The sequence below is a fragment of the Streptomyces sp. NPDC060002 genome (genome assembly GCF_042737245.1).
In the GTDB taxonomy this organism is placed as follows: Bacteria; Actinomycetota; Actinomycetes; order Streptomycetales; family Streptomycetaceae; genus Streptomyces.
Genome location: NZ_JBHWUW010000070.1, coordinates 1 through 25,900, shown reverse-complemented (window position 1 = coordinate 25,900; position 25,900 = coordinate 1). Strand labels below are relative to the sequence as shown.

The following is a 25,900-nucleotide window of genomic DNA, read 5'->3' as shown; positions in this document are numbered from 1 at the left end:
CGAAGTATACTTCGAAACATTCGTACGACTCGTTGTCCGCACCGACCGTCCACCTGGTGGCTCACCGACCTCTGACAGGAGTTTCATGACCACCGCCCCCTGGCGTGACCCCGCCCTGCCCGCCGCCGCCCGTGTCGACGACCTCCTCTGCCGGATGACCCTGGAGGAGAAGACCGCCCAGTTGTACGGCGTCTGGGTCGGCGCCGCGACGGACGGCGACGGAGTCGCCCCGCACCAGCACGACATGACCGCCGACCACGACTGGAACGAGCTGATCACCCGGGGGCTCGGCCAGCTGACCCGGTCCTTCGGCACCGCGCCCGTGGACCCCGCGCTCGGCGCCCGCGCCCTGGCCCTCGCCCAGCGGCGGATCGCCGCGGCCGGCCGGTTCGGCATCCCGGCGGTCGCCCACGAGGAGTGCCTGGCCGGCTTCACCGCCTGGCGGGCCACCGCCTACCCGGTCCCGCTGGCCTGGGGCGCCGCCTTCGACCCGCCGCTGGTGGAGGAGATGGGCCGGGCGATCGGCCGCGACCTGCGCGCGGTCGGCGTCCACCAGGGCCTGGCCCCCGTCCTCGACGTCGTCCGCGACCCGCGCTGGGGACGGGTCGAGGAGACCATCGGCGAGGACCCCTACCTGGTCGGCACGGTCGGCACGGCCTACGTCCGCGGGCTCGAGTCCGCCGGGATCGTCGCCACTCTCAAGCACTTCGCCGGGTACGCCTCCTCGGCGGGCGCCCGCAACCTCGCCCCGGTGCGGGCCGGCACCCGGGAGTTCGCCGATGTGACCCTGCCCCCCTTCGAGATGGCACTGCGCGAGGGCGGCGCCCGCTCGGTCATGGCGGCCTACACGGAACGCGACGGCGTCCCGGCCTCCGCCGACCCCGAGCTGCTGACCCGCCTCCTGAGGGAGGAGTGGGGCTTCACCGGCACGGTCGTCGCCGACTACTTCGGCATCGGCTTCCTCCAGACCCTGCACCGGGTCGCCGGCACCCCAGCGGAGGCGGCCCACCTCGCCCTGGCGGCCGGCATCGATGTCGAACTGCCCACCGTGAAGTACTACGGCGAGGCACTGGTCACGGCCGTGCGCGCCGGCGAGCTCCCCGAGGAACTGGTCGACCGGGCCGCTCACCGCGTCCTGCTCCAGAAGTGCGAACTGGGCCTGCTGGACGAGGACTGGCAGCCGCCGAGCCCCGAGTCGGTCGACCTCGACCCGGCGGCGAACCGCGCCCTGGCCCGCCGGCTGGCGGAGGAGTCGGTGGTCCTGCTGGACAACCCCGACGGCCTGCTCCCCCTCGCCCCCGGCACCCGGGTCGCCGTGGTGGGCCCGCGGGCGGCCGACGCGCTGGCGATGCTCGGCTGCTACTCCTTCCCCTCCCACGTCCTCACCCACCACCCCGAGGTGGACCTGGGCATCGAGATCCCCACCCTGCTGGAGTCCCTGCGGACCGAACTCCCGGACGCGAAGGTCACGTTCACGGAAGGCTGCGGCGTCTCGGACCCCGACCCGTCCGGCTTCACCGAGGCCATCGCCCGCGCCGCGGAGGCGGACGTCTGCGTGGCCGTCCTGGGCGACCGGGCGGGCCTGTTCGGCCGGGGCACCTCGGGCGAGGGCTGCGACGTGGCCGACCTGAGCCTGCCCGGCGTCCAGGGCGAACTGCTGGACGCGCTGGTCGCGACCGGGGTCCCGGTCGTCCTCGTCCTGCTCACCGGCCGTCCGTACGCGCTCGGCCGCTGGCACGGACGGCTGGGGGCGGTCGTCCAGGCGTTCTTCCCGGGCGAGGAGGGCGGTCCGGCAGTGGCGGGCGTGCTGTCGGGCCGGGTGAACCCCTCGGGCCGCCTCCCCGTGAGCGTGCCGCGCGTGCCGGGCGGCCAGCCCTGGACCTACCTCCAGCCGCCACTGGGCCTGGCGGGCGAGGTCAGCAACCTGGACCCGACCCCGCTGTACCCGTTCGGACACGGGCGCTCGTACACGGAGTTCGCGTGGGAGGACTTCTCGGGCCCCGACGCGGAGATCGGCACGGACGGCTCGTACGACCTGTCCGTCACGGTCCGCAACACCGGTGGGCGGGCGGGCACGGAGGTCGTGCAGCTGTATCTGCACGACCCGGTGGCGAGCGTGACGCGTCCCGACGTACGGCTGATCGGCTATCAGCGGCTGGAGCTCGCCGCGAGCGGGTCGGCACGGGTGACCTTCCGCTTCCACGCCGACCTGTCGGCGTTCACCGACCGCGCGGGGCGCCGGGTGGTCGAACCCGGGGATCTGGAGCTGCGGTTGGGAACGTCCAGCGGGCAGGTGCGGGAGGTGGCCCGGGTACGGCTCGGCGGGCCGGTGCGCGAGGTGGGGGCGGAGCGGCGGCTGCGGTGCGAGGCGGACGTCCTGCCAAATTGACGTGTCCTCGGGCGGTGTCCGTCTGTGACACGAACGCGGTGAAGTCCCCCGAGGACACCATCCACTGGCAGCGGGTCATGTGGCAACCGGCCCCTTACGGCGTGTCCGACGGGGCCCCGGTGACCGTCCACGGCCCGCCCGGCCGCCCGACGGTGGTCGCCCTCCCCGACGGGACCCCGCCCGGTCCCGCTCGGACGGCCGCGCGACCGCCGTCCGCCGTCCGCCGTCCGCCGTCCGCCGTCCGCCGAGCGTGTTCTTCGACGACCAGGAGGCCGTCCGCGCGGATCTGCGGGACGCGTTCGTCCTCCCCGACGACACCGTCGTACGCCCCGCCCGTCCATGGCGGCGAGGCGCGGTGACGGCCGCGTCGAGCACCGCCCTCGGTGTCGTCGCGAGTTTCCTCCTGACCTGCGGAAGCCCGGTCCAGGCGGTCACCGTCGCCCTGTGCGCGGGAACACCGGCGACGTCGGCGTGGGCACTGTCGGCGCCGCAGCCGTAGGGCCCGGCGGCCGGCCCGGGTCCGCTACCCCGCGACCGGCTCGAACCGCCACCGGTGCACGGCCCGGCTCACCAACGCCCCGTCGGGATCGGGAAGTTCGGGGAGGACGGCGTCGTAGTCGGCGTCCCACCAGGTGATGACGAGCACCCGGTCCTGCGGGGCGCGGAAAATCTCCCGGCGCACGGGCCGGTCCGCGAGCTCCTGCGCCCGCGCCCAGGCCAGCAGTTCCTCGCCCCGCCCGGTGACCGCCCGGGCCTCCCACATCAACGCGACCGTCATGAGTAGAGGTTGCCCTTGCCGACCTCATGGACGTGGTCGTGATCGTGGGCCTGCTCGTGCGGACGGCCCGGCACATGCGGGTCGGTCACCGGCAGCGAGGAGTCCGCCGACAGGTCCCAGTCGGACGCGGCACGGCCGCGGGCCACCATCTCCGCGCCCAGGGCCGCCACCATCGCGCCGTTGTCCGTGCACAGCTTGGGGCGCGGGACGCGCAGCCGGATGCCGGCCGCCTCACAGCGCTCCTGGGCCAGGGCCCGCAGCCGGGTGTTCGCGGCCACGCCGCCGCCGATCATCAGATGGTCGACGCCCTCGTCCCGGCACGCCCGTACGGCCTTGCGGGTCAGGACGTCCACGACCGCCTCCTGGAAGGAGGCCGCCACGTCACGGACCGGGACCTCCTCGCCCGCCGCCCGCTTCGCCTCGATCCAGCGGGCGACCGAGGTCTTCAGCCCCGAGAAGGAGAAGTCGTACGCCGCGTCGCGCGGACCGGTGAGGCCGCGCGGGAACGCGATGGCCGACGGGTCGCCCTCGCGCGCGTAGCGGTCGATGACCGGGCCGCCCGGGAAGCCCAGGTTCAGCACCCGGGCGATCTTGTCGAAGGCCTCGCCCGCCGCGTCGTCGATGGTCGCACCCAGCGGACGGACGTCGGAGGTGATGTCGGTGGACAGCAGCAGCGAGGAGTGGCCGCCGGACACCAGCAGCGCCATCGTCGGCTCGGGCAGCGCGCCGTGCTCCAGCTGGTCCACACAGATGTGGGAGGCGAGGTGGTTCACGCCGTAGAGGGGCTTGCCGAGGGCGTAGGCGTACGCCTTCGCCGCCGACACGCCGACCAGCAGGGCACCGGCGAGACCGGGACCGGCCGTGACCGCGATGCCGTCGAGGTCCTTCGCGCTCACCCCCGCTTCCTTGAGCGCCCGCTCGATGGTCGGGACCATCGCCTCCAGGTGGGCCCGGGACGCCACCTCCGGCACGACCCCGCCGAAACGGGCGTGCTCGTCGACGCTGGAGGCGATCGCGTCCGCCAGCAGGGTCGTGCCGCGCACGACGCCGACGCCGGTCTCGTCGCAGGAGGTCTCGATCCCCAGAACCAGGGGTTCGTCAGCCATTGTTCTCGGTTTCCTGTGTCCCTTGTACCGGGGTCGGTACGGATGTCGATGGATCGGTCAGCCGCATCACCAGGGCGTCCACGTTCCCCGGCTGGTAGTAGCCGCGCCGGAAGCCGATGGCCTCGAAGCCGAAGCGTTCGTAGAGCTTCTGGGCGCGCACGTTGTCGATCCGGCACTCCAGCATGACCTCGGCGCACTCGAAGGCGGTCGCCGCACGCAGCAGCTCCGTCAGCAGGCGGCCGCCGAGACCGGTGCCCCAGTGGCCGCGGGCGACGGCGATGGTCTGGACGTCGGCGAGGTCGCCGGCCGCGGCGAGGCCCGCGTACCCGACGATCCGCTCACCGTCGGCCGTGGTGTCGACCGCGACGAGATAGCGCCGGGTCGCCTCGGGGCCGCGGGCATGGGCCAGGTCGGACCAGAACATGCCCCGCGACCAGGCGTCCTCGGGGAAGAGGACCTTCTCCAGCTCCAGCACGGATTCGATGTCCCACCAGCGCATCTCCCGCAGCACGGGCCGGCCGGTCGGGTTGGCGGCTGTCACTTGGGGGTGACCACCTTGTAGTTCTTCGGCACCTGGGCATCCGGCCGGCGCAGATACAGCGGGCGCGGGGCCGGCAGCTCCTCACCCCGGGCGAGCCGCTCGGCGGCGAGCGAGGCGAGGGCGGCGGCGGAGACGTGCTCGGGCTCGTGCGCGTCCGGGAAGGTGTCCGGGTACAGCAGCGCGCCCGCGCCGACGGACGGCAGTCCGGCCACCTCGTCGGCGATGTCGGCGGGCCGGTCCACCGCGGGGTCCGTGACCCGGGTCCGGGAGCCGGCGTAACGCGCCCAGTAGACCTCCTTGCGGCGGGCGTCGGTCGCCACGACGAAGGGGCCTTCGAGGTCGGACGCGTAGGCGAGGCCGTCGAGCGTGCACAGACCGTGTACCGGGACGCCGAGCGCGAGCCCGAAGGTGTCGGCGGTCATCAGGCCGACTCTCAGCCCCGTGTAGGGGCCGGGGCCGATGCCGACGACGATCCCGGTGACGGCGTCGAGACTGCGCCCGGCCCCGGCGAGCAGCCGGTCGACGGCCGGCAGCAGCAGCTCGCCGTGCCGGCGCGCGTCCACCTGACTCGAGGAGGCGATGACGTCCGTGCCGTCGTGCAGCGCGACGGTGACGGCGGGGGTGGCGGTATCCAGAGCGAGCAAGAGCACGCAAACAGCCTACGGCTCCCGTGCCCCGCACATGGCCGCGCCGGTCGGAGCTGTGAGGACTGCTAACGTCACCGCGAAACGTGACGTACGGGACAGACTGGGTGATCGCCGATGCCAAGCAACAGCTCGACTTTCGTGGCCTGGCTCACCTCGGCGGCCCTGGCGACGGTCGCGTTCCTCACCTTTCAGGCGTCGGCGAGCGCGCCCGCCGATCCCGCCCGGCCGCAGCGCGGCGGCGCCCCCGCGAAGGCGGCGAACGCGCCCCGCGACAAGGACCACCCCGCCGCGCTGCCGGCCGACTCCGGCATCGGCACGCGGGTCGTGTACTCGCTGGACGACGACCGGGTGTGGCTGGTCGGGCCGGACGGCGAGGTCGAGCGCACGTTCGAGGTCGCGCCCGGCAGCGTGGACCCACCCCCGGGCAACTACGCCGTCACCTCCCGCGCGGGCGCCGTCACCGGCACCGACGGCACCCCCGTCGAGCACGTCGTGCGCTTCGCCACCGTGCGCGACGTGACGATCGGCTTCAGCGCGGCACTGGACGGCTCGCTGCCCGAGCCCGATCCGACGGTGAAGTCGGGCGGCATCAGGCAGACCGTCGCGGACGGCGACGCGATGTGGGACTTCGCGACGATCGGGCAGGGCGTCGTCGTGATCCCGTAGGCGCGGTTCGGCCCTTGGCGCTACGCCTGAGTAACTCGTGAACGTTCCGACGAGACGTCGGCAAAATGTTGCGTCCGGTGTCTTGTGCGTGGTCACATGGTATCAACTTCGTAGTTAGGTCTACCTAACCACGCCCGCCCCCGAACCTCAGGAGGCGTCCATGTCGGTCACCGAACCCAAGGGCCGGCCGTCGCGGCCGTTCACGCTCGCCGGTGTGTCCATGCGTGACCTGCTGGCCTCGTGCGCGGCGGCGGAGGCCGTCTCGACACCTCCGCGGCTGCCCGACCCGGCACTCGCGGAGCAGCCGGTGAGGCGTCCCGAGGCGGCCTGAGGGCCCCGCCGCCGACCGGCCGCGCAGACCGTCCTGCCGACCGCGGACCCGTCCGGCCGACCGCACGCCGGTCAGGCCGACAGCACGCCGAGGTCCGCCGGGGCCCAGCGCTCGCCGAGACCCGTCACCGTCACGTGCCGCACCTCGTCCGTGGTGTCGCCGACGGCCCGGTGGATGAGGACCTGCAGCCGGTCGTCCGTCAGCCCCTCGACCTTGCCCTCGCCCCACTCCACGACGACCACCGACGCGGGCAGCGACACGTCGAGGTCGAGGTCCTCCATCTCGTCGAGCCCGCCGCCCAGGCGGTACGCGTCGACATGGACGAGCGGCGGACCGTCCCCGAGGGAGGGGTGCACGCGGGCGATCACGAACGTCGGGGAGGTGACGGCGCCCCTGACCCCGAGCCCCGCACCGAGCCCGCGGGTGAGCGTCGTCTTGCCCGCGCCGAGTTCCCCGCTGAGCATCACGAGATCGCCCGCGCGCAACAGCCCGGCGAGACGTCGGCCCAGCTCACCCATCTGCTCGGGGGAGTTGACGCGCAGCTGAACAGACCGAGCCGGTGCTGCGTTCTCTTCCATCATCACTCACTCGCAGTAGTACACTGATCACACCCCGCAAGGGGTCGGTTCGGGCTGGACCGCAGCCGAAGGCCGGAAGCCACCTCCGTCAGGAGGAGGCGGAGTCACAGCCGTTCACGGTAGCCGGGTTGGGTATCGCCCCCGTGCGGGCGAGCAGATCAGCGAGGCGGTCGGTGACCACTTCCGGGTGCTCCAGCATGACGAGGTGCCCGGCGTCCGGTACCAGGACCAGTTCCGCGCCCGGCAAGGCGTCGGCGATCGCCTCGCTGTGCTCGCTCGGCGTGACCAGGTCCCCGATCCCGGCGAGCACCAGCACCGGCATGTCGGTGAAACAGGCCAGCGCCTCGGTCTTGTCGTGATCCGTGAACGCCGGATAGAACTCGGCGACCACGTCGATCGGCGTGCCCTCGATCATCCGCTCGGCGAACCGCGCCACCGCCGGATCCACGTCCCGCGACGCGAACGAGTACCGCTTGATGATCCCCGCGAAGAGATCGGCGGTGGCCCGCCGCCCCTTCTCCACCAGGGCCGCCTGCTGCCCCAGCGCCTTCAGCACCCCCGGCAGCACCCGCCGCACCGCGTTCACGCCCGCGACCGGCAGCCCGAAGTTGACCTCGCCGAGCCGCCCCGACGACGTACCGACGAAGGCGGTGGCGACGACCCGCTCGCGGATCAGCTCGGGGTACAGCGCGGCCAGGGCCATCACCGTCATCCCGCCCATGGAGTGTCCGACGAGCACGATCGGCCCCTCCGGCACGGCCGCGTCGACGACGGTCCTCAGGTCGCGCCCCAGCTGGTCGATGGTGACCGGCTCGCCGTCCCGTATCTGGGCGTTGCCGCGCGCGGACCGGCCGTGACTGCGCTGGTCCCAGTGCACGGTCCGCACGACACCGCGCAGGGCGGCCCGCTGGAAGTGCCAGGAGTCCTGGTTGAGGCAGTAGCCGTGGCTGAAGACCACGGTGACGGGGAGCGGGGCCTTGCGCCCGAAGAGCCTGCGCCGCCGGTTCGCCGGTCCGCCCTGCGGCTCGACGTCGTCGACCTCGTAGTACAGCTCGGTGCCGTCGTCGGCGTACGCCTTGCCGGGGCTGCCGCGCAGCCCGCCGTACGGCCCCGTCGAGTCGAGGGCGAGCCGGGCCTTCGCCCGCATGCCGCGCCCGACGGTCATCCGCTCCAGGGCGACACCGGCCGCGGCGCCCGCGGCGATCACGCCTATCGCGGCGCCGGCGACGCCGGTCGCCCGGCGCCACCCCCCGGCCGCCCCCGTGGCGGAGGCGGCGACGACCGCCGAGGCGGCGCCCGCCACCGCCTCCGCGCTGCTCTCACTCACGTACCGCTCCTCTGTGGCCGATGCCCGTGGTCCGACTGCGGGGTACCCGTCCGGTTACTCATTCACCTGAACGGGCTCATTGACATAGACGCGAGGAACGCGCGATCCGATGCGCGTGACGATCTCGTATCCGATGGTCCCGGCCGCCTGGGCCCAGTCCTGTGCCGTGGGCTCACCGCGGTCGCCGGGTCCGAAGAGGACCGCCTCCGCGCCGGGGCCGGGCTCGTCACCGCCGAGATCCACGACGAACTGGTCCATGGCGATGCGTCCGGCGGCCGTCCGCCACTTGCCGGCGACCAGCACCGGTCCGCTTCCGGAGGCATGCCGGGGCACGCCGTCCGCATAGCCGAGGGGGATCAGCCCCAGGGTGGTCTCGCCCGGGGTGACGTAGTGGTGGCCGTAGCTCACGCCGTGGCCGCCCGGGACGTGCTTCACCAAGGCCAGCGAGGCCGCGAGGGTCATCACCGGGCGCAGCCCGAAGTCGGCGGCGGAGCCCAGCTCGGGGCTGGGCGAGAGGCCGTACATCGCGATGCCCGGGCGGACGAGGTCGAAGTGGGTCTCCGGGAGCGTGAGCGTGGCCGGGGAGTTGGCGATGTGCCGCACCTCGGGCCGCACGCCCTGGCGTTCGGCGTACGCCACCATCTCGTGGAAGCGTTCGAGCTGGGGCGCGACGGAGGGATGTCCGGGCTCGTCGGCGCAGGCGAAGTGCGACCACAGCCCGGTGATCCGGAGCAGCCCCTCGCCCTCGGCCCGCAGCGCCTCGCCCACCAGCTCGGGCCAGTCGGCGGGCTGGCAGCCGTTGCGCCCGAGCCCGGTGTCGGCCTTGAGCTGCACGCGGGCGGCCCGCCCGGCGGCCCGCGCCCCCTCGACGACCTCCCGCAGGGCCCACAGTCCGCTCACCGACACGTCGATGCCGGCCTCGACCGCCTCCCGCCAGGGCCCGCCCGGCGTCCACAGCCAGCACATGATCCTGACGTCCGCGGGCAGCCCGCCGTCCGCGCGCAGCGCCAGCGCCTCCTCGGGCGTGGCGGTGCCCACCCAGCCGGCGCCGGCCGCGACCGCGGCGCGGGCGCAGGGCGCGGCCCCGTGCCCGTATCCGTCGGCCTTCACCACGGCCATGAACTCCGCGCCCGGCGCCTTGGCGCGCAGCGTACGCACGTTGGCCCGCAGCGCGGCCAGATCGATCTCGGCACGGGCGCGCGACGGGGTGGCGGGCGGCTTGGCAGTCTCACTCATCGCGCCCAGTGTCTCAGAGCGCTTGGACCGCCCCTTAGGTACCGGGCCGGTGCCCCCACACGTAGACCCGGTCGCCCTTCTTCAGCACACCCCACAGCCGGCGCGCGTCACCGACCGTGAGATTGACGCAGCCCATGGAGCCGATGGTGGTGTGGATGTTGCCGTAGACGGCGTGGAAGGCCTGGCCGCCGTCGAAGAACTGCGCATAGGGCATGGGGGCGTTGTAGAGCGTGGAGACGTGGTTCTTGTGCCGCCAGTAGATGGTGTGCCACCCCTTGCGGGTCGGGTGTACGACGCGTCCGCTGCGCATCGACACGGGCCCGAAGACGACCTTCGTCCCCTTCTGCACCCAGGTCAGCTGCCGGTCGAGATCGACGCAGGCGACCCGGTGGGTCCGCACCGGGCACTTCTTCTGCGCGTTGGGATTCTTCGTCGCGGCGACCAGCTGCATCCGCGCCCAGGTGACGGGCCCGGCGTACCCGATCGCGGGTTCGATCCTCTGCTGCCGCTGGAACGCCCGGATCGCCTTGCAGTCGGCGGTGGACTGCTTCCCGTCCGCGGGCAGCTTCAGCCACCGCTCGACCGCCCGCTGGTACGGCCCGGCCCGCTTGCTGCAGGCCACCCGGGTCGCCACCTCGTCGAACGGCACGTACTCGACGAGCGCGTACGTCCCCTCCACCGCGTCCCGCGGCTCGACGGCGTCCTCGGCGGCGGTGGGCGTGTACACCCGCGGCGCGAGCACCTGGTCGGGCGTGTCGATCTCCCAGGACGGCGGCGCCGGAGCCGGCGGAGGAGCGGCGCGCGCGGGCGTCCCCAGGGGAAGCAGGGCGACGGCGGCGAGCAGCAGAGCCACGGTTCGTGTGCTGAACATCCGATCAGACAAGCGCGCCATCTCCGGCACCCAGGGGTGCCGCGCGGCACGTTCACCCTTTCAGCAGAGGCGGGTCGTTCCAGCCCGTCCGGCATTTGAGGACGAGGCCCCTTCAGGGCCGAAATGGGGGGTCTGGGGCACAGCATCCAGGTCCGGGAACGGGAAGGGGAACGGGAAGGGGCGGCGGGGGCGAGAAGGACCGGCCCCCTACCGCCGCACATCGCGCCAGGCCCCCGCGACCGCCGCGGCCACCTCATGCGCCCCCACCGGCGCCCCGTCCGCGGCGAACCGCCCCGCCAGCCCATGCAGATAAGCCCCCACGCTCCCCGCGTCCAACGCGCTCAGCCCCGCCGCCAGCAACGACCCCGCAAGCCCGGACAGCACGTCCCCGCTCCCGGCCGTGGCGAGCCACGCCGTCCCCGTCGCGTTCACCCGCACCACCCCCGCACCGCCCGCGTCCGCGACCAGCGTCGTCGACCCCTTCAGCAGCACGGTCGCCCGGTAGCGAGCCGCCAGCTCCCGCGCGGAACGCAGCCGAGCCCCCTCCACCTCCTCCCGCGCCACCCCCAACAGCGCGGCCGCCTCCCCCGCGTGCGGTGTCATCAGCGTCGGCGCGGTCCGCCCCCGCACCGCGTCGGCGTCGGCGAGCCGCAGCCCGTCGGCGTCGATCAGCACCGGCACCTCGGCGGCGAGCACCTCGGCCACCGTCTGCGCGTCATCGCCGGCGCCCGGCCCGACGACCCACGCCTGCACCCGCCCGGCCTGCCGGGGCCCCTGGTCGGACACGAGCGTCTCGGGGAACCGCGCGACGACCGCGTCCCCGGCCGGCCCCACGTACCGCACGGCCCCCGCCCCGCCCCGCAGCGCCCCCGCGACGGCCAGCACGGCGGCCCCCGGATACCGGGCGGACCCGGCGGCGATCCCGACGACACCCCGCCGGTACTTGTCGCTCTCTCCGCCCGGCAGCGGGAGCAGGGCGGCCACGTCCGCGTGCTGGAGGGCCGCCAGTTCGGGCTCGGCGGGCAGCTCGCCCGCGAGCCCGATGTCGACGAGCCGCACCGACCCGGCGTACTCCCGCGCCGGATCGACGAGCAGCCCCGGCTTGTGCGTACCGAAGGTGACGGTGAGGTCGGCGCGGATCGCGCTCCCGTGCACCTCACCGGTGTCGGCGTCGACACCGCTGGGCAGATCGACGGCGACGACGGCGGCCCGGGCCTCGGCGACGAGCGCGGCCAGCGCGGCCGCGTCCGGCCGCAGCCCGCCCTTCCCGCCGATCCCGACGATGCCGTCGAGCACGAGGTCGGCCCGCCGGACGACGTCCTCGGCGCCGGCCGGCGCGATCGCGCGACCGCCCGCCCGCCGCAGGGCCGCGAGCCCTCCGGCATGGGTCCGTCCGGGTGCCAGCAGCACCGCGGTCACCCCCGCCCCGCGCCGGGCGAGCCGGGCGCCGGCGTACAGGGCGTCACCCCCGTTGTCGCCGCTGCCGACCAGCAGCACGACCCGCCGTCCGTACACCCGCCCCAGCAGGTCGGCGCAGGCGGCGGCGAGCCCGGCGGCGGCCCGCTGCATGAGGGCCCCTTCCGGAACCCGGGCCATCAGCGCCCGCTCGGCGCCACGGACGGTCTCTACGCGGTAGGCAGTACGCATACGGTCGAGTCTCCCCCGAAGCCCCCCGTCACCGCACTCCGTCGACTCACCCCGCGGCCCGCCCTGCAGCCCGCCCCGCGGCTCATCCCGCGGCCCGCCCCGCGGCCGCCCTGAAGCCCGCCCAGCGGCCCGCCCAGCGGCTCACCCCTCGGCCACCACCACCGCCGAGGCGACCCCCGCGTCGTGACTCAACGACAGATGCCAGCTCCGGACGCCCAGTTCGGCCGCCCGCGCGGCGACGCTCCCCCGCACCCGCAGCCGAGGCCGCCCGCTCTCCTCGACGTAGACCTCCGCGTCCGTCCACAGCAGCCCGGCCGGCGCCCCCAGCGCCTTGGCCAGAGCCTCCTTCGCGGCGAACCGCGCCGCCAGCGAGGCAGTACCCCGGCGCTCCCCGCTCGGCAGCAGCAGTTCGCTCTCCAGGAACAGCCGCTGGGCCAGCCCGGGCGTCCGTTCCAGCGACGCCGCGAATCGCTCGATCTCGGCCACGTCGATACCGACCCCGATGATGCTCATGCCGAGCACCCTACGGCCGGACTGTCACCACCTGCTGCTAGCCTGCGGCGACTTGATCAAGCCGGATCACACCGGATGACGCCGCATCACATCGGACGACATCCGGTCACATCGGTGAAGAACCCGCCGCGCGCCCTGGGGGGCCAGCCCGCGCGCCGCGGACAGCTACGCCAGGGGGCGGAGGAATGACCAGCACCACCAACGGCATGCCCGGCGGCGGACCCACCAGCGCTTGGGGACCGACCTTCGATCCGTACGACAACACACCCGAGCTGATCCCACTGCGCACCGCCGCGCAGGCCGGGCACTGGCCGGCCGTCCGGGACTTCTTCGCGGGCCTCGACTCGGTCGACGAACTGGCCTCCGCCGCCGGCCTCCTCGCCGACCTCCCCGGCGTCGAGAACTTCCTGGAGCGGGCGGCGGCCGAATCGCCCCGCGACCCGCTGCCCCGCACGCTGCTCGCCGAGCGGTACGTCTACATCGGCTGGGACATCCGCAGCGGCGCCCGCGCCCAGCACGTCTCGCGGGACCAGTTCTCCCAGTTCCACGACTGGCTGCGCAGGGCCGAGCGGATGCTGATCGAGATCTGCGCCGAGCACCCCTCGTACGCGCCCGCCTGGACCGCCCGGCTGATGACCGCGCGCGGTCTCCAGCTGGGGCAGGCCGAGGCACGCCGCCGCTACGACCGTCTCTCCGCCCACCATCCGCACCACTACCGGGCGCAGGTCCAGCTGCTCCAGCAGCTGTGTCCGAAGTGGAGCGGCTCCTGGGAGGCGGCGCACGGCTTCGCCCGCGAATGCGCGACCGCGGCCCCCGACGGCTCCCACTCCGGGGCCCTGGTCGCCCTCGCCCACATCGAGCGCTGGCTGGACCTGTCCGGGGGCGAGGACGCGGCCTACATGCGGGGCCTGCCGGTCCGCGACGACCTGCGCAACGCCGCCCAGGTGTCCGTGCTGCACCCGGCCCACCGGCCCGACTGGAACTCGATCGGCGCACACAACGCGTTCGCGTTCGCCTTCTCGCTCGGCAACCACTGGGAGTACGCGGCGCCGCACTTCGCCTTCCTCGGCGACCGCGCGTCCGAGTCCCCGTGGCACTACATACCCGACAAGAAGTCCGCGTTCCTCAAGTCCCGCAAGGCGGCGCTGGAATCCCGAGGAGGCGGCCACCGATGACCACCGACCTGCACAAGCACGACCACGACGACCGCGCCGACCTGGCCGCGCTCGCCGGCCTCGTCTCGCACACCACCACGCAGCACATCCCCACCCTCTACGCCCCCGCCTCCGGCAACGAGATCACCGCCGGTCTGTTCTTCCGGGTGGGCCGCGCCGACGAGACCCTGGCCACCGCCGGCCTGACCCACCTCGTCGAACACCTCGCCCTGCACCGCCTCGGCCTGTCCGATCTGCACTACAACGGCGCGACGGCGAACGCGTACACCCTCTTCCACGTCACCGGCAGCGAGGAGGAGGTCGTCGAGTACCTCAACAGCGTGTGCGCGGGGCTGCGGGACCTGCCGATGGATCGGCTGGAGACCGAGAAGGAGATCCTGCGCACGGAGGCGGCCGGCCGCGGCGGCGGCCCCCAGCACCAGATGCCGCTGTGGCGGTACGGCGCCCAGGGCTACGGCCTGTCCAGCTACAACGAGCTCGGCACCTGGAGCCTGACCCCCGACCAGGTGCGCCACTGGGCCGAGACCCGTTTCACCAGGGACAACGCGGTGCTCTGGATCACCAGCGACCAGGTCCCCGACGGCCTGGACCTCACTCTCCCCCAGGGCTCCCGCTTCCCCGCTCCGGCCGCGACCAGCGCACTGCCCACCACCCCCGCGTTCATCAGCGGCGACGACGGCCATGTCGTCCTCACCTCGGTGCTCCGCCGCTCCACCGCGGCCAGTGTGTTCGCGGACGTCCTCGGCCGGGCCCTCTTCCGGGACCTGCGCCAGGAGGGCGGCTACTCCTACTCCGCGGAGGCCGACTACGCCCAGCGCGACGCCGACTTCGCCACCCTCACCGCCCACGCGGACTCCCTCCCGCAGAAGCAGGACGCGGTCGTCGGCGGCTTCGTCGACACCCTCGCCCGGCTGCGCGCGGGCCGCATCGAACAGTCCGAACTGGACTCCGTCCGCACCAAGCTCCTCAAGATGTACGACACTCCCGACCTCGCGGCGGCCGCGCTCCCCTCGTACGCGCTGAGCCTGCTGCTCGGGCACCGGATCCTCACCCCCGAGCAGCACCGGGCCGAGCTGAACGCGGTGACGACGGACGACCTGCGCGAGGTCGCCCGGGAGACATGGGACAACGCGCTCCTCCAGGTACCCGGCCGGGGAGTCGAATGGGCGGGCCTCACCCTCGCCCCGCAGCACTCGCAGGCCGCGGTGACCGGCACCCGGCACCAGTCCCTGGAGGACGACGAGGTCACCCTGGTCATCGGCGCCGAGGGCGTGAGCCTGCTGACCCCGAGGGGCCCGGTCACCGTCCGCTACGACGCCTGCGCGGCGATGACCACCCGCCCCGACGGCGCCCGCACCCTGACAGGACACGACGGCTTCTCGGTCACCGTGGAGCCCACCCTGTTCCGAGGGGTGACGCCGGAACGCACAGCCGCGCTGGACGCGGCCGTGCCCGCACAGGCAGTGGTGCGGATGCCGGCCCGCGAGCCCGACCACATCCCGCAGCCGCGCAAGCGGACCTCCGGCGCGCGGTCCTCCGGCAACGGCCGCTCCACCTGGGGCTGGACCACCGCGCTCTGGCTCGTCGGCCTGCTCGCGGCGGCGTGGGGCCTGCTGTGCGCGGTCATCACCGCCGACGAGGCCTCGGCCACCGCCCCGGAGTGGGACGCGGTCGTCGGCGTCTGGATCCTGGAACTCCCCCTCGTCTTCGCCACCTGGAAGGTCTACGCGGCGAGAAGGCAGCGGAGGCGGAGCTGACCGGTCGCCCCTGGGGGGCACCCCCCAGGGGCGACCGGGGAACCGCGCGACCAGCCCCAACGCACCCGCACCCGCCCGCGCACAGAACCCCACCCCCCTCAGGCGGCGTCCCCGCTCACCCCACCGCTCACTCCACCGTCACCGACTTCGCCAGGTTCCGCGGCTGGTCGACCTCGTTGCCGCGAGCGGTGGCCAACTCGCACGCGAACACCTGCAGCGGCACCGTGGCGACCAACGGCGACAGCAGCACCGGCGTGACCGGGATCCGCACGAGATGGTCGGCGTACGGCACCACCGTCTCGTCCCCCTCCTCGGCGATCACGATCGTCCGCGCCCCCCGGGCCCGGATCTCCTGGATGTTGGACACGATCTTGTCGTGCAGGACGGACCGCCCCCGAGGCGACGGCACCACCACGACGACCGGCAGGTCCTCCTCGATGAGCGCGATCGGCCCGTGCTTCAGCTCCCCCGCGGCGAACCCCTCCGCGTGCATGTAGGCGAGCTCCTTCAGCTTCAGCGCGCCCTCCAGCGCGACGGGATACCCGACGTGCCGCCCGACGAACAGCACGGTGTCCTTGTCGGCGAGGGAGCGCGCCAGCTCCCGCACCGGCCCCATGGTCGCCAGCACCCGCTCCACCGCACCGGAGATCTGCGCGAGGTCGCGGATGACGGCCCGGATCTCGTCGCCCCACTTGGTACCGCGCACCTGGCCGAGATACAGCGCGACGAGATAGCAGGCCACCAACTGGGTCAGGAACGCCTTGGTCGAGGCGACGGCCACCTCCGGCCCGGCATGCGTGTACAGCACCGCGTCCGACTCCCGGGGGATCGTCGACCCGTTGGTGTTGCAGATCGCCAGCACCTTGGACCCCTGCTCCCGCGCGTGCCGCAGCGCCATGAGCGTGTCCATCGTCTCCCCGGACTGGGAGATGGCGATGACCAGTGACCGCGAGTCGAGAATCGGGTCCCGGTAGCGGAACTCGCTGGCCAGCTCCACCTCGCACGGGATCCGCGTCCAGTGCTCGATGGCGTACTTGGCGATGAGGCCCGCGTGGAAGGCCGTACCGCACGCGACGATGACGACCTTGTCTACCTCCCGCAGCTCGGAGGCCGGGATCCGCACCTCGTCGAGCGTCAGCGCACCGGAGGCGTCGATACGGCCGAGCAGGGTGTCGGCGACGGCCTTGGGCTGCTCGGCGATCTCCTTGAGCATGAAGTAGTCGTAGCCGCCCTTCTCCGCGGCCGACACGTCCCAGTCGACGTGGTACGACCGGACGTCCGCCGGTCGCCCGTCGAAACCGGTCACCGTCACACCGTCCCGCCGCAGCTCGACGACCTGGTCCTGACCCAGCTCGATCGCCGACCGGGTGTGCGCGATGAACGCGGCGACGTCCGAGGCGAGAAAGGCCTCGCCCTCCCCTACGCCCACCACGAGCGGCGAGTTCCGCCGCGCACCGACCACCACGTCCGGCTCGTCGGCATGCGCCGCGACCAGTGTGAACGCCCCTTCCAGTCGCCGGCACACCAGCCGCATGGCCTCGGCGAGATCGGCCGTCACCGAGAACTCCTCGGCGAGCAGATGGGCCACGACCTCGGTGTCGGTCTCGGAGAGCAGCTCGTGCCCCCGCTCGGCCAGTTCGGCCCGCAGCAGGGCGAAGTTCTCGATGATCCCGTTGTGGACCACGGCGACCCGCCCGGCGTTGTCGAGATGCGGATGCGCGTTGGCGTCCGTCGGCCCGCCGTGCGTGGCCCACCGGGTGTGCCCGACGCCCGTCGTCCCGGTCGGCAGGGGCCGGGCCGCGAGCTCCTTCTCCAGATTGACGAGCTTGCCCGCCTTTCTCGCGGCGGCGAGCCCTCCGTCCGCCAGAACGGCAACCCCCGCCGAGTCGTAGCCCCGGTACTCCAGCCGCCTCAGCCCGGCCATGACGACCTCGAGCGCCGACTGAGACCCCACGTATCCCACGATTCCGCACATGCGCGGCAGCCTACGACCGAACCAGGCCCGGAAAGAGCCTCCGCGTGCCCGATTTCGGAAATTCCCACGGGTGTACGCGGCCTCGACCGGGCGTGACGGACCCCACCCACCATCCTGTTCAAACTCCGTTAACAATGGACTGTGATCTCTCCGGTCTCCCCGATGCCCCGGAGCGCCCACCGGCACAGGCCGGAGGCGACTCCCTACGTCGACCTCACCCGCTCCGAGTGGAGCGCGCTGCGCGAGAAGACTCCGCTGCCGCTGACCGCCGAGGAGGTCGAGAAGCTGCGCGGCCTCGGTGACGTCATCGACCTCGACGAGGTACGTGACATCTACCTGCCACTGTCCCGCCTCCTCAACCTCTACGTGGGCGCCACCGACGGACTGCGCGGTGCCCTGAACACCTTTCTCGGCGAACAGGGGTCGCAGTCCGGCACCCCGTTCGTGATAGGCGTCGCGGGCTCGGTGGCGGTCGGCAAGTCGACGGTCGCCCGGCTGCTGCAGGCCCTTCTGTCCCGCTGGCCGGAACACCCCCGCGTGGAACTGGTCACCACGGACGGCTTCCTGCTCCCCACCAGGGAACTGGAGGCCCGCGGCCTGCTGTCCCGCAAGGGCTTCCCCGAGTCCTACGACCGCCGTGCGCTGACCCGCTTCGTGGCCGACATCAAGGCGGGCAAGGGCGAGGTCACCGCGCCCGTCTACTCCCACCTGATCTACGACATCGTCCCGGACCGCAAACTCACCGTCCGACGCCCCGACATCCTCATCGTCGAGGGCCTGAACGTCCTTCAGCCCGCCCTCCCCGGCAAGGACGGCCGCACCCGGGTCGGCCTCGCCGACTACTTCGACTTCAGCGTGTACGTCGACGCGAGCGCCGAGGACATCGAGCGCTGGTACCTCAACCGGTTCAGGAAGCTCCGTCAGACGGCCTTCCAGAACCCGGACTCGTTCTTCACGAAGTACACCCAGGTCTCCGAGGAGGAGGCCGTCGACTACGCCCGCACCCTCTGGCGCACCATCAACAAGCCCAATCTGGTGGAGAACATCGCGCCCACCCGGGGCCGAGCCACCCTGGTGGTCCGCAAGGGACAGGACCACAAGGTCCGGCGCCTGAGCCTGCGCAAACTCTGACGGTTACCCTGCCTGCATGCTGCACCTGCGTCTGATCACCCCGTCGGGCAGCACCGACGACGTGGTCGCCCTGATCGAGAACACCGTCGGCACCACCCACCTCGTGGTGGTGCCAGGGGCGGCCCGCAACCCGGCCGGCGATGTCGTGATGTGCGACGTGGCACGCGAGGCGGGCGACGAACTCCTCACCGGGCTACAGGAGCTGGGCCTCGACGAGACCGGCTCGATCGCCGTGGAGAACATCGACCTGTCGCTCTCCCTGCGCGCCGACAAGGCCGAGGCGGAGGCGCCGGGCGAGGGCGCCGACGCGGTCCTGTGGGAGCACCTCACCGACGCCACCCACGAGGAGTCGACGCTCTCCGTCACCTACCTCGCGTTCATCACCCTCGCCACGGTGATCGCGGCCTGCGGTGTGGTGCTCGACAACGCGGTCCTGATCGTGGGCGCGATGGCCGTGGGTCCGGAGTTCGGTCCCCTGGCCGGCATCTGCACGTCGATCGTGCAGCGGGCTCCCCGACTGGCCCTGCGCTCGCTGATCGCCCTGCTGGTCGGCTTCGCGGTGGCGATGACGGCGACGGTGGGCTTCAGCCTCTTCATGGACGCGATCGACCTGTTCAGCAAGGAGCAGTTGGAGGCCGACCGCCCCCAGACCGGGTTCGTCTACGCCCCCGACGCCTTCTCCTTCATCGTGGCCGTCCTGGCGGGCGCCGCCGGCACCCTCTCCCTGACCTCGGCGAAGTCCGGCGCCCTGGTCGGCGTGGCCATCTCGGTCACGACGGTCCCGGCAGCCGCCAACGCCGCCGTGGCCCTCAGCTACGGCGACATGGAACAGACCTGGGGCTCGACAGCCCAACTCCTGCTGAACCTGCTCGGCATCATCCTGGCGGGCACGCTGACGCTGCTGGCCCAGAAATACCTCTGGACCAGACAACGCCGTTCGAGGCAACTCACCTAGGGGCGCGGGGAACTGCGCGACAAGCACAACGAACCCCCGCAACCCGCAGAGCCCCCACCCCGAACCCGGCTCCTAACCCAGGGCCGACTTCACCACATCGGCCAGCCGCCCGGCGACAGAGCGCGCCTGGTCGATATCCGCGGCCTCGACCATCACGCGCACGAGCGGCTCGGTCCCGGAAGGCCGGAGCAACACCCGTCCGGTGGCCCCGAGTTCGCGCTCCGCCTCCCCGACGGCCGTCGCCAGCTCGGCCGACTCCGAGACCCGCGACCTGTCGACGTCGGGCACATTGATCAGCACCTGCGGCAACCGCTCCATCACGGAGGCCAGCTCCCGCAGCGAACGCCCGCTCTCGGCGACGCGAGCCGCCAGCATCAGCCCCGTCAGCGTGCCGTCACCGGTCGTCGCGTGGTCGAGGATGATCACGTGCCCGGACTGCTCGCCGCCGAGCGCGTACCCGTGCTCCTTCATCTCCTCCAGCACATACCGGTCGCCGACGGCGGCCTGCACGAGCTGGATGCCCTCCCGCTCCATGGCCAGCTTGAAGCCGAGGTTGGACATGACGGTCGCGACAACGGTGTCGGACCGCAGCGCGCCCCGCTCCCGCATGGCCAGCGCGAGCACGGCGAGGATCTGGTCCCCGTCGATCTCGTCACCCGTGTGGTCCACGGCCAGACACCGGTCGGCGTCCCCGTCGTGCGCGATGCCGAAGTCGGCCCCGTGCTCGATGACCGCGGCCTTCAGCTTCTCCAGGTGCGTGGACCCGCACCCGTCGTTGATGTTGAGCCCGTCCGGCTCGGCCCCGATGGTCACGATCTCCGCGCCGGCCCGCGTGAACGCCTCCGGTGACACCCAGGCGGCGGCACCGTGCGCCTCGTCGAGAACGATCCGCAGCCCGTCCAGCCGGTTGGGGAGCACGGCGATGAGGTGCGCTACGTAACGGTCGAACCCTTCGCCGTACGACCGCACGCGTCCGACGCCGCTGCCGGTCGGCCGGCTCCAGGGCGCGCCGGTGCGGTGCTCGTCGAAGACGGACTCGATCCTGCCCTCGAGCTCGTCGGCGAGCTTGTGGCCACCGCGGGCGAAGAACTTGATGCCGTTGTCGGGCATCGCGTTGTGGCTGGCGGAGAGCATCACGCCGAGGTCGGCGCCCAGCACACCGGTGAGATAGGCGACAGCGGGCGTCGGCAGCACGCCGACCTTCAGCACGTCCACGCCGGCGCTCGCCAGACCCGCCACCACGGCGGCCTCCAGAAACTCCCCGGACGCGCGCGGGTCCCGTCCGACGACTGCCACCGGCCGGTGACCCTCGAAGGTGCCCGCCTCGGCCAGCACATGCGCCGCCGCGACGGACAGGCCGAGCGCCATCTCCGCCGTCAGATCCGCGTTGGCGACACCGCGCACGCCGTCCGTGCCGAAGAGTCGTCCCACTTGTCCTCCTGAGGAAGCGTCAGTTTCAAAAGCCGTGCGGGTGCGTCGGACGATCGACCGGTCAGTCGGTCTACGGCGGCTCCGCATCCAGGCATTGGATGCCCTGAACATCCGATCACACAAGCCTTTGAGCACCTTGTGCCGTTATACGCCCACGGCTGCGAGAAAACGAACGCCCCGGCGACACTGTGGCGTGCCGCCGGGGCGTTCGGAGTACGTACGAGCGAACCGCACGGGCCCGACCCGGAATACGTACGAGCAGGCAGCGAAGCTTAGCGCTTGCTGTACTGCGGGGCCTTGCGGGCCTTCTTGAGACCGGCCTTCTTGCGCTCGACCGCGCGGTCGTCACGCGTGAGGAAGCCGGCCTTCTTGAGGGCGCCACGGTTGTTGTCGACGTCGGCCTCGTTCAGCGCGCGGGCGACACCGAGACGGAGCGCACCGGCCTGACCGGAGACACCGCCACCCGAGATACGGGCGATGACGTCGTAGCGGCCTTCGAGCTCGAGCACCTTGAAGGGCTCGTTGACTTCCTGCTGGTGCACCTTGTTCGGGAAGTAGTCCTCGAGGGTGCGACCGTTGATCTTCCACTTGCCGGTGCCCGGAACGATCCGGACGCGGGCGATGGCGTTCTTACGACGGCCCAGGCCGGCGGCCGGCTGGGGCTCGCCGAAGCGGGACGCGAGGGACTCCGAGGTGTACTCACCCTCGACGGGGACCTCGGACTCGGTGGTGTAGCTCTCGATGTCGACGAGCTCGGTCTCTTCGAGCGGCTGCTCGGCAGTGGTCTCGGCCACGGTTCTCCTCAGTTCTTTTCAGCTAGGGGGTGTGGCCGGAATTACTGCGCGACCTGGGTGATCTCGAACGGCACGGGCTGCTGAGCCGCGTGCGGGTGCACGTCACCCCTGTAGACCTTCAGCTTCGAGAGCATCTGACGGCCCAGCGTGTTCTTGGGGAGCATGCCCTTGACGGCCTTCTCGACGGCCTTCTCGGGGTTGTTCGCCAGGAGGTCGTCGTAGCGCACGGAGCGCAGACCGCCCGGGTACCCGGAGTGGCGGTACGCCATCTTCTGGGTCCGCTTGTTGCCGGAGAGGTGCACCTTGTCGGCGTTGATGATGATGACGAAGTCACCGGTGTCGACGTGGGGCGCGTAGATCGGCTTGTGCTTGCCCCGGAGGAGGGACGCGGCAGTGGTGGCGAGACGGCCCAGGACGATGTCCTGAGCGTCGATGACGTGCCACTGGCGCGTCACATCGCCGGGCTTGGGGCTGTACGTACGCACGGTTCGTAGCCTTCGCTTCTTCAGTGAATTGGTCCTGACAAGGTCACCGAAGACGATCACGACAGCCGAGACCGCACTGCGGTGACGCATACCGCGTGCTGGTCGCTGGTCATCGGCCCGGTGGACCGGTGTAAGGGCCCGTCCCGTGAGAAGAGCAAGCCAATACACAACGAAGATGCAGGATACCCGCGTCTCGGGTGCCGGGTCAAAACGGGGCCTGTCACCCGATCACACGTGAGCATGTCAGCCTGACCGGAAGCCGTCGTCGGAAACCCCCTCCCGGAGTGGCCTGCGCCACACTACAGGCGCCGGCCTGCGAATATGCCGCACCAACCACCCGGAGATGTCACCTTTGCCCGCACTCGCGCCGGGAACACCGTGGACTTCAGCGCCGGTTGAGGCGGAACAGCATCCCCCGCTCCCCGTCTAAGATGCGGCCCATGAGCTATGGGCAGGGGGGACCTCAGTCCCAGTGGGATCCGTGGAAACCGAACTCCCAGCAGCCGTGGACCAGCGGCGATGACGGCCCGACCCCGGACTGGGCCGCACTGGCGGAGGCGTCCGAGACGCGCAACAAACGCCGTCGGCTGCTCTTCATAGGCGGCGGCGCGCTCGCCACGCTCGCCATCGGCACCGCCGTCGCCATGGCCGTGGTGTCGGCGAACGGCAGCGACGAGGCGAACAAGCCAACCTCGTCACTGCCCGCGAGCGCCGGCCTGCCGAGCGCGTCCACCACCCCCTCCTTCGCGCCGACCAGCGCCCCGCCCCCGCTGAACCCGAAGGAGTTCGTCGCCAGCAAGGCCAAGGACACCGCCCCCAACGGGCCGGACCTCCTCTTCCCCGGCACGCAGCTGACCATGGGCTCGGCCGTGTACAAGAAGGGCCCCAAGGCCGACAGCACCACCTGCACCACGGGGGTCCAGGGCACCCTGGCCCAGGTGCTCACCGCCAACGACTGCACCCGCCTCATGCGCATCACCTACACCAAGGGCAATATCGCGGTCACGGTCGGTGTGGCGGTCTTCGACACCGAGGCACAGGCCCTCAAGGTCAAGAGCCAGGCCGACAAGAAGAGCATCGTGAAGGCCCTCACCGGCGGGGACGTCAAGGCCTTCTGCGACGGCGCTGTCTGCCGCTCCACGACCAACTCCTACGGCCGGTACGCCTACTTCACCATCACCGGCTTCACGGACGGCAAGGACGTGACCACGAAGGACACGGCGATCTTCACCGCGGGCGACGACCTCGCGGAGTTCGCCTTCCAGCGGATCCGCCAGCGCGGCGAGGCCCAGGCGTCGGCAGCGGCGGCGGCCGCGAACTGACCGCGGACGCCGACGCGGGGCCGGGAGGTCAGCAGCACCCGGCTCCGGGCAGCGTCCGCCTGTTGCGCGCCTCCTTGTTGCGTGCGGCGAGCAGCTCGTCGGCCGGGTAGCCGACCTCCTCCAGCGTCAGCCCGTGCGGCCGTACGACATGCACGGCCGAGTCCCGTACGCCCGCGGCCAGCACCTTCCCGGGCCACTCCGCCCCCCGGTGCCCGTCGCCCACGAACAGCAGCGCCCCGATCAGCGAACGCACCATGTTGTGGCAGAAGGCGTCGGCCCGGACGGTCGCGGTGACGACCCCGTCCTCGCCGCGCACCAGGCTCAGCTCCTGGAGCGTACGAATGGTCGTCGCCCCCTCCCGCCGCTTGCAGTAGGCGGCGAAGTCGTGCTCGCCCAGCAGCCGCCGGGCGGCCTCGTTCATGGCGTCGACGTCGAGCGGCCAGTCGTGCCAGAGGACGTGGCTGCGCAGCAGGGGGTCGACGCCTCCCGGGCTGTCCGTGACCCGGTACGCGTACCGCCGCCAGATCGCCGAGAACCGCGCGTTGAACCCGGCGGGCGCCTCGACGAGGGACCAGATCCGCACATCCTTGGCGAGCCGCCCGGCGAGCCGCTTGAGCAGCTTCTCCCGGTGCTCGGCCCAGAGGTCCTCCGGGAGATCGACGTGCGCCACCTGCCCGCGCGCGTGCACACCGGCGTCCGTCCGCCCGGCCACGGTCAGCTCGTACGTGGTCTCCCTCGACCGGGTCACGGTCCGCAGGGCGTCCTCGATGTCCCCCTGCACGGTCCGCCGCCCGCCGGCCTGCTTGGCCCACCCGGAGAACCCGCTCCCGTCGTACGAGAGATCCATCCGCACCCGTACGAACCCGGGCTGTACTTCGTCACTCACTCCTGGATCCTCTCAAGCCTGCGACCTACGGAGAACGCCTCCGCGAACACCTGGGAAAACGCGGAACGGGCCCGCCCCGAAGGGCGGACCCGTCCACTGCGAGGCGGTGCCTCAGGCGTCCTTGGACTCCTCGGCCGAAGCCTCGTCGGCCGGAGCCTCGTCGGCGGGCTTGGTGTCCTCGACGGCCTCGTCCTTCTTGAGGCCGTCTTCCTTGACCGCACGCTTGGTGGCGGCCTCGGCCTCACCAGTGGCCTGCTGCGCCACGGTCAGCGCCTCGACCAGCTCGATGACAGCCATGGGCGCGTTGTCGCCACGACGGTTACCGATCTTGGTGATGCGGGTGTAGCCACCCGGGCGGTTCTCGTAGCGCGGGCCGATCTCGGTGAAGAGCGTGTGCACGATGCTCTTGTCCGTGATCACCTGGAGCACCTGACGGCGGTTGTGAAGGTCGCCCTTCTTCGCCTTGGTGACCAGACGCTCGGCGTACGGACGCAGCTTGCGCGCCTTCGCCTCGGTGGTGGTGATGCGGCCGTGCTCGAACAGCGACTTCGCGAGGTTCGCGAGAAGCAGCTTCTCGTGCGCGGCACTGCCGCCCAGACGGGCACCCTTGGTGGGCTTCGGCATGGTGTTTCTCCTAGGTGTCTGCCCCGGCCGTATCAGGTACCGAGGTCAGTATCCGAGCGGGCGGACGCCCGTCGAAGATCCAGGCCCCTTTTTCAAAGCGCCTGGAGGATCCGCGCCCCCGAAGGGGCGCGGGGCGGTGCCGATATGCGACTCCGTCGCGCGAGCGCGGCCGGCCACGACGGCCCCGCGGCCGAAATCCGGCCGGCTCGCGCAGCGACTAGTACTGCTCGGTCTCGACGAACCCGGCGTCCGCGTCGTCGTCGGCGCCAAAGGCGTCGGCCGCGGCGGTCGGGTCGAATCCGGGCGGGCTGTCCTTGAGCGCGAGGCCCATGCCGGCCAGCTTCGCCTTGACCTCGTCGATGGACTTCGCACCGAAGTTACGGATGTCCAGCAGGTCGGCCTCGGAACGAGCCACGAGCTCACCCACGGAGTGGATGCCCTCGCGCTTGAGGCAGTTGTACGACCGAACGGTGAGCTCGAGCTCCTCGATCGGCAGGGCGAGATCAGCGGCGAGAGCGGCGTCCGTGGGGGACGGGCCCATGTCGATGCCCTCGGCGTCGATGTTCAGCTCGCGGGCGAGACCGAACAGCTCGACCAGCGTCTTACCGGCGGAGGCCATGGCGTCACGGGGACGCATCGACTGCTTGGTCTCGACGTCGACGATCAGCTTGTCGAAGTCGGTGCGCTGCTCGACACGCGTGGCCTCGACCTTGTACGTGACCTTCAGAACCGGCG

26 protein-coding genes are annotated in these 25,900 nt (G+C 72.1%); 9 read left to right on the top strand and 17 right to left on the bottom strand.

The genetic code is table 11. The features are described 5' to 3' along the window. Nucleotides 1-85 precede the first annotated feature (85 nt). Nucleotides 86-2,389 (top strand): glycoside hydrolase family 3 N-terminal domain-containing protein, encoded by a 2,304-nt coding sequence (locus tag ACFWBD_RS36885; RefSeq protein WP_385677014.1) that lies wholly within the window; start codon nucleotides 86-88, stop codon nucleotides 2,387-2,389. A gap of 250 nt (nucleotides 2,390-2,639) precedes the next feature. Beyond that, entirely contained in the window at nucleotides 2,640-2,888 is a 249-nt protein-coding gene (locus tag ACFWBD_RS36880) for a hypothetical protein (protein WP_385677011.1), read from the top strand. 24 nt (nucleotides 2,889-2,912) lie between these two features. Here the strand turns inward: ACFWBD_RS36880 and ACFWBD_RS36875 are convergent, their stop codons facing one another. Genes ACFWBD_RS36875 through tsaB form a run of 4 tightly spaced genes read right to left on the bottom strand, consistent with a single transcriptional unit; the run spans nucleotide 2,913 to nucleotide 5,464 of the window. Then, entirely contained in the window at nucleotides 2,913-3,167 is a 255-nt protein-coding gene (locus ACFWBD_RS36875; RefSeq protein WP_385677008.1) for a hypothetical protein, read from the bottom strand. Beyond that, entirely contained in the window at nucleotides 3,164-4,273 is a 1,110-nt protein-coding gene (gene tsaD, locus ACFWBD_RS36870) for a tRNA (adenosine(37)-N6)-threonylcarbamoyltransferase complex transferase subunit TsaD (RefSeq protein ID WP_385677005.1), read from the bottom strand. The genes ACFWBD_RS36875 and tsaD overlap by 4 nt, the downstream gene beginning before the upstream one ends. Beyond that, nucleotides 4,266-4,772, bottom strand: coding sequence for a ribosomal protein S18-alanine N-acetyltransferase (gene rimI / locus ACFWBD_RS36865; RefSeq protein WP_385677043.1), 507 nt, complete (start codon nucleotides 4,770-4,772; stop codon nucleotides 4,266-4,268). The genes tsaD and rimI overlap by 8 nt, the downstream gene beginning before the upstream one ends. A gap of 38 nt (nucleotides 4,773-4,810) precedes the next feature. Next, nucleotides 4,811-5,464: a tRNA (adenosine(37)-N6)-threonylcarbamoyltransferase complex dimerization subunit type 1 TsaB gene (gene tsaB, locus ACFWBD_RS36860; RefSeq protein WP_385677002.1), complete on the bottom strand. Its 654-nt coding sequence runs from the start codon at nucleotides 5,462-5,464 to the stop codon at nucleotides 4,811-4,813. A 111-nt stretch (nucleotides 5,465-5,575) separates the two neighbouring features. Here tsaB and ACFWBD_RS36855 point away from each other — a divergent pair, with 111 nt between their 5' ends. Together ACFWBD_RS36855 and ACFWBD_RS36850 are read left to right on the top strand one after the other, a co-directional pair. Continuing rightward, nucleotides 5,576-6,127, top strand: a complete 552-nt coding sequence (locus ACFWBD_RS36855) for a hypothetical protein (protein ID WP_385676999.1) — start codon at nucleotides 5,576-5,578, stop codon at nucleotides 6,125-6,127. A gap of 160 nt (nucleotides 6,128-6,287) precedes the next feature. Continuing rightward, on the top strand, nucleotides 6,288-6,458 hold the full coding sequence (locus tag ACFWBD_RS36850) for a hypothetical protein (protein WP_385676996.1): 171 nt from the start codon (nucleotides 6,288-6,290) through the stop codon (nucleotides 6,456-6,458). A gap of 71 nt (nucleotides 6,459-6,529) precedes the next feature. Here ACFWBD_RS36850 and tsaE read toward each other — a convergent pair whose 3' ends face one another. The 6 genes from tsaE to ACFWBD_RS36820 all read right to left on the bottom strand — a co-directional run bounded on the left by tsaE (nucleotide 6,530) and on the right by ACFWBD_RS36820 (nucleotide 12,630). Next, entirely contained in the window at nucleotides 6,530-7,036 is a 507-nt protein-coding gene (gene tsaE / locus ACFWBD_RS36845; protein WP_385676993.1) for a tRNA (adenosine(37)-N6)-threonylcarbamoyltransferase complex ATPase subunit type 1 TsaE, read from the bottom strand. Nucleotides 7,037-7,124: 88 nt separating this feature from the next. Beyond that, nucleotides 7,125-8,363, bottom strand: coding sequence for an alpha/beta fold hydrolase (locus ACFWBD_RS36840; RefSeq protein WP_385676990.1), 1,239 nt, complete (start codon nucleotides 8,361-8,363; stop codon nucleotides 7,125-7,127). A gap of 54 nt (nucleotides 8,364-8,417) precedes the next feature. Further along, entirely contained in the window at nucleotides 8,418-9,599 is a 1,182-nt protein-coding gene (alr, locus tag ACFWBD_RS36835; RefSeq protein ID WP_385676987.1) for an alanine racemase, read from the bottom strand. Nucleotides 9,600-9,633: 34 nt separating this feature from the next. Further along, nucleotides 9,634-10,470, bottom strand: a complete 837-nt coding sequence (locus ACFWBD_RS36830) for a L,D-transpeptidase family protein (RefSeq protein ID WP_385676984.1) — start codon at nucleotides 10,468-10,470, stop codon at nucleotides 9,634-9,636. 207 nt (nucleotides 10,471-10,677) lie between these two features. Then, on the bottom strand, nucleotides 10,678-12,117 hold the full coding sequence (locus tag ACFWBD_RS36825; protein ID WP_385676981.1) for an NAD(P)H-hydrate dehydratase: 1,440 nt from the start codon (nucleotides 12,115-12,117) through the stop codon (nucleotides 10,678-10,680). A 141-nt stretch (nucleotides 12,118-12,258) separates the two neighbouring features. Then, on the bottom strand, nucleotides 12,259-12,630 hold the full coding sequence (locus ACFWBD_RS36820) for a holo-ACP synthase (RefSeq protein WP_385676978.1): 372 nt from the start codon (nucleotides 12,628-12,630) through the stop codon (nucleotides 12,259-12,261). 185 nt (nucleotides 12,631-12,815) lie between these two features. On the opposite strand from ACFWBD_RS36820, the gene ACFWBD_RS36815 reads away from it, so the two are divergent. Next, nucleotides 12,816-13,805 (top strand): hypothetical protein, encoded by a 990-nt coding sequence (locus ACFWBD_RS36815; protein ID WP_385676975.1) that lies wholly within the window; start codon nucleotides 12,816-12,818, stop codon nucleotides 13,803-13,805. Beyond that, on the top strand, nucleotides 13,802-15,562 hold the full coding sequence (locus ACFWBD_RS36810; RefSeq protein WP_385676973.1) for a M16 family metallopeptidase: 1,761 nt from the start codon (nucleotides 13,802-13,804) through the stop codon (nucleotides 15,560-15,562). The genes ACFWBD_RS36815 and ACFWBD_RS36810 overlap by 4 nt, the downstream gene beginning before the upstream one ends. A gap of 127 nt (nucleotides 15,563-15,689) precedes the next feature. On the opposite strand, the gene glmS is transcribed toward ACFWBD_RS36810, so the two are convergent. Continuing rightward, the gene (glmS, locus tag ACFWBD_RS36805; RefSeq protein WP_385676970.1) at nucleotides 15,690-17,537 is read right to left on the bottom strand and encodes a glutamine--fructose-6-phosphate transaminase (isomerizing); all 1,848 of its coding nucleotides are present in this window, start codon (nucleotides 17,535-17,537) and stop codon (nucleotides 15,690-15,692) included. 162 nt (nucleotides 17,538-17,699) lie between these two features. On the opposite strand from glmS, the gene coaA reads away from it, so the two are divergent. Both coaA and ACFWBD_RS36795 read left to right on the top strand, forming a co-directional pair. Next, complete coding sequence (gene coaA / locus ACFWBD_RS36800; protein ID WP_385676967.1) at nucleotides 17,700-18,668, top strand: type I pantothenate kinase; 969 nt, start codon at nucleotides 17,700-17,702, stop codon at nucleotides 18,666-18,668. Nucleotides 18,669-18,684: 16 nt separating this feature from the next. After that, the gene (locus tag ACFWBD_RS36795) at nucleotides 18,685-19,623 is read left to right on the top strand and encodes a DUF389 domain-containing protein (RefSeq protein ID WP_385676964.1); all 939 of its coding nucleotides are present in this window, start codon (nucleotides 18,685-18,687) and stop codon (nucleotides 19,621-19,623) included. Between the two features lie 72 nt (nucleotides 19,624-19,695). Here the strand turns inward: ACFWBD_RS36795 and glmM are convergent, their stop codons facing one another. The 3 genes from glmM to rplM all read right to left on the bottom strand — a co-directional run bounded on the left by glmM (nucleotide 19,696) and on the right by rplM (nucleotide 22,333). Continuing rightward, on the bottom strand, nucleotides 19,696-21,054 hold the full coding sequence (gene glmM / locus ACFWBD_RS36790) for a phosphoglucosamine mutase (protein ID WP_385676961.1): 1,359 nt from the start codon (nucleotides 21,052-21,054) through the stop codon (nucleotides 19,696-19,698). Nucleotides 21,055-21,326: 272 nt separating this feature from the next. Then, nucleotides 21,327-21,848: a 30S ribosomal protein S9 gene (gene rpsI, locus ACFWBD_RS36785; RefSeq protein WP_081553202.1), complete on the bottom strand. Its 522-nt coding sequence runs from the start codon at nucleotides 21,846-21,848 to the stop codon at nucleotides 21,327-21,329. 41 nt (nucleotides 21,849-21,889) lie between these two features. After that, entirely contained in the window at nucleotides 21,890-22,333 is a 444-nt protein-coding gene (rplM, locus tag ACFWBD_RS36780) for a 50S ribosomal protein L13 (RefSeq protein WP_358800794.1), read from the bottom strand. Between the two features lie 440 nt (nucleotides 22,334-22,773). On the opposite strand from rplM, the gene ACFWBD_RS36775 reads away from it, so the two are divergent. Continuing rightward, nucleotides 22,774-23,655: a hypothetical protein gene (locus ACFWBD_RS36775; protein WP_385676957.1), complete on the top strand. Its 882-nt coding sequence runs from the start codon at nucleotides 22,774-22,776 to the stop codon at nucleotides 23,653-23,655. Between the two features lie 28 nt (nucleotides 23,656-23,683). On the opposite strand, the gene truA is transcribed toward ACFWBD_RS36775, so the two are convergent. From truA to ACFWBD_RS36760, 3 genes are all read right to left on the bottom strand, one after another. After that, nucleotides 23,684-24,541 carry a tRNA pseudouridine(38-40) synthase TruA gene (truA, locus tag ACFWBD_RS36770; RefSeq protein WP_385676954.1) on the bottom strand — a complete coding sequence of 286 codons (858 nt, stop codon included), beginning with the start codon at nucleotides 24,539-24,541 and terminating at the stop codon, nucleotides 23,684-23,686. A 111-nt stretch (nucleotides 24,542-24,652) separates the two neighbouring features. After that, nucleotides 24,653-25,165, bottom strand: coding sequence for a 50S ribosomal protein L17 (gene rplQ, locus ACFWBD_RS36765; RefSeq protein ID WP_385676951.1), 513 nt, complete (start codon nucleotides 25,163-25,165; stop codon nucleotides 24,653-24,655). Nucleotides 25,166-25,382: 217 nt separating this feature from the next. Next, a partial coding sequence (locus tag ACFWBD_RS36760; RefSeq protein WP_385676948.1) for a DNA-directed RNA polymerase subunit alpha C-terminal domain-containing protein occupies nucleotides 25,383-25,900 on the bottom strand: 518 nt, incomplete at its 5' end.